Source organism: Mesorhizobium sp. M0968 (genome assembly GCF_040319065.1).
Classification (GTDB): Bacteria; Pseudomonadota; Alphaproteobacteria; order Rhizobiales; family Rhizobiaceae; genus Mesorhizobium.
The window spans coordinates 1-2,364 of sequence record NZ_JAMYNL010000077.1 but is presented as its reverse complement, the minus strand read 5'-3'; the positions used below and the strand labels follow the sequence as shown (position 1 = coordinate 2,364).

The window sequence follows — 2,364 nt, the reverse complement described above, 5'->3', positions numbered from 1 at the left end:
CGGCAATCAAAGGGGCCGCGAGCGACTCATTGAGCTTGATTTCCGTCTTGCAGCTTGGGCAGCTGATTATCGGTTCATTGAGAATCCTGTCCCCCTGCAGCATGGTATTGATGGGCTGGACGGTCATCTGCGCGCTGCCTCCCTGAGGAATCAGTTAAAGGACACGCCAGACTATATCCCGCCACGCGTTTCGGAAAAGAACAAAGAGTGAACTATTTTTCTGCGGCTCCATGAAGTCCATGTGATCGGCGATGTATCTGCGCGTGCTGGCTGAGAAGGCGAGGGCCGGGGAGGTTTCGGTCGGGCCTACGCTGATGGCTGCTTTGAAAGCTAATGGGTCACCGACCAGGATGGCCGGTAAGGGAATCGCCTAGCCTTGCTCTAATTTAGCTTGGGCCATATTTGCCGTGACTGAGTGGTGATCCCACAGGAATCGAACCTGTGACCTACAAATTAGGAATCTGTCAGACGACCTTTTCCATTGTTTCCCAATGCAGGTCGTTGTACGTTTTCACTCGTCCTAACATGCTCAAGTTGTCGTATTTTTCGTACTGCGCGGCTATGATGGCGTAGACAGACCAACAGATCGAAGATGGCGCAACCCCGTACTAATCCCGTACTAATTTCATGGCAGACCTTAGAATCCCCCTTACAGACCGCGCCGTCGCAAGCCTCCAGCATGCGTCTTCGGGCCAATATTTTGCTCGAGACACCGACCTGCAGGGCTTCATGGTGCTCGTGGGCAAACGGAAAAAAACGTTCGTTGTCCAGGGTGATCGAATGAAGGCGGGCAAGCGTCTTTCCGTCCGGATGAAGGTTGCCGAAGTTGGAGAACTCACAACGCGTGCGGCGCGGGCGAAGGCCAAGGACATTCTCGGCAAGATCGCCAACGGCGTTGACCCTCGCGCGTCGACGCGCAAGCGGGACGGCGATGTTGAAGCGGTTGATCTGTCGTCGATCGCGAACCCCACTCTTCGCACTGCCTGGGAGCGCTATCGCGACGGGCATATGAAGAACAAGGGTCGCAGCGATGGGACGATCAACAACTATCGTGATCACGTCGAGCGGCTCTTGGTCGGCTGGCTTGACGAGCCCCTTTCCAAGCTGGGCAATGATCCTTCGCTCGTGACCGTGCGGCACGAAAAACTCACCAAAGAGAATGGCGCCTACATCGCCAATGGCTGCATGCGAACGCTGCGCGCCGTCTACAATCATGCTCGCAAGGTCGCCCGCACGCTGCCGGCGGACAATCCGGTCTCAGCCATAGACTGGAATGCCGAACATCGGCGCAACACCGCGCTCGGGCTTTCGGATCTGGAGGAATGGTTCACACAACTCGCGGCGTTGAAGAACCCCGTTCGGCGGGAACTCCATCTGTTCATGCTGCTGTCAGGCCATCGCCCTGAAGCAATCAGGAAGGCGCGGGTCCAGCATGTCGATTTTCGCGCGCGTGTCCTGCACATACCCAAGCCCAAGGGCGGCGAGGTCAAGGCCTTCGACATACCGCTTTCGAAAGCCATGATCCGCTGCCTGGTTCGAGTGATGCGTATCGGCCGGGCTCTCTATGCCGAGCAATCGCGTGACTGGCTGTTCCCGGCCGAGAGCAAAAGCGGTCACGTTATCGAGCACAAGGAAAAGCGCAGCGATCTGTCGAAATGGGGGAATGACCTGCGGCAGACTTTCCGCACAATCGCGCAAACCGCGGGCGTTGCGGAGCTGGACGTTCACCTCTTGATGAACCACTCGATCCCGGGTGTTAACGCAGGCTACATCACACGCAACAAGCTGCTCAGCGATCATCTGCGCCAGCAGCAGGAGTCCATCTCACGTCGGATGCTCGAGGCCGGTCGGTCAAGACAGAAGGAAACGAAGCGTCGAGCTTCTGCTTGGCCCGTGCTTCCAAGTAGGGGCCTGCTTTCTGATCTAATGAGAGGGAAAGACTAGGCGGCTCTAGGAAAGTGGAACACCAACCCTCCGAAGGCCGAGTCCTTCAGCCAATAGAGCGCTTTCGCCGTTTCCTACATTGCTAGGCGGATTGACGTCTCCTGCTTCGCTGTCTTGGGTGAGGGTTCATTTTGACCAGCACCTGGAGTGCGCCCCTCGGACCGGACAGGGTCAAGCCGCAGTTTTGACCATCTGCCGGGCGTGTTGGTCCTCGAACTGTTGCGGGCTGAGATAGCCGAGCGCTGAGTGCAATCGGCGGGTGTTGTAAACCTCATCAATGAAGCGGGGAAGGTCCTCAGCGACGTCGGCGAAGGTTTCGTAGGCCATCGGATAGACGGCTTCGACCTTCATCGTCTTCATGAAGCTTTCCGCTTTCGCATTATCGTAGGGATTGCCGCGCCGGCCCATCGATCCAATAAG

At 57.1% G+C, this 2,364-nt stretch carries 3 protein-coding genes and 1 tRNA gene; 2 read left to right on the top strand and 2 right to left on the bottom strand.

Annotated elements, in window-relative coordinates:
* A partial coding sequence (locus NKH67_RS33910) for a hypothetical protein (RefSeq protein WP_353033087.1) occupies window positions 1-211 on the top strand: 211 nt, incomplete at its 5' end.
* Between the two features lie 205 nt (window positions 212-416).
* On the opposite strand, the gene NKH67_RS33905 is transcribed toward NKH67_RS33910, so the two are convergent.
* Window positions 417-500, bottom strand: a tRNA-Ser gene (locus tag NKH67_RS33905).
* Window positions 501-627: 127 nt separating this feature from the next.
* Here NKH67_RS33905 and NKH67_RS33900 point away from each other — a divergent pair.
* Window positions 628-1,944, top strand: coding sequence for a tyrosine-type recombinase/integrase (locus NKH67_RS33900; protein ID WP_352473194.1), 1,317 nt, complete (start codon window positions 628-630; stop codon window positions 1,942-1,944).
* A gap of 171 nt (window positions 1,945-2,115) precedes the next feature.
* Here NKH67_RS33900 and NKH67_RS33895 read toward each other — a convergent pair.
* Window positions 2,116-2,364: integrase core domain-containing protein (locus NKH67_RS33895; RefSeq protein WP_352473195.1), on the bottom strand; the 249-nt coding region annotated here is incomplete at its 5' end.

Bases quoted from the DNA above. Each gene is read 5' to 3' on its own strand.
- NKH67_RS33900 (WP_352473194.1), top strand. From the start codon at position 628: ATGGCAGACCTTAGAATCCCCCTTACAGACCGCGCCGTCGCAAGCCTC.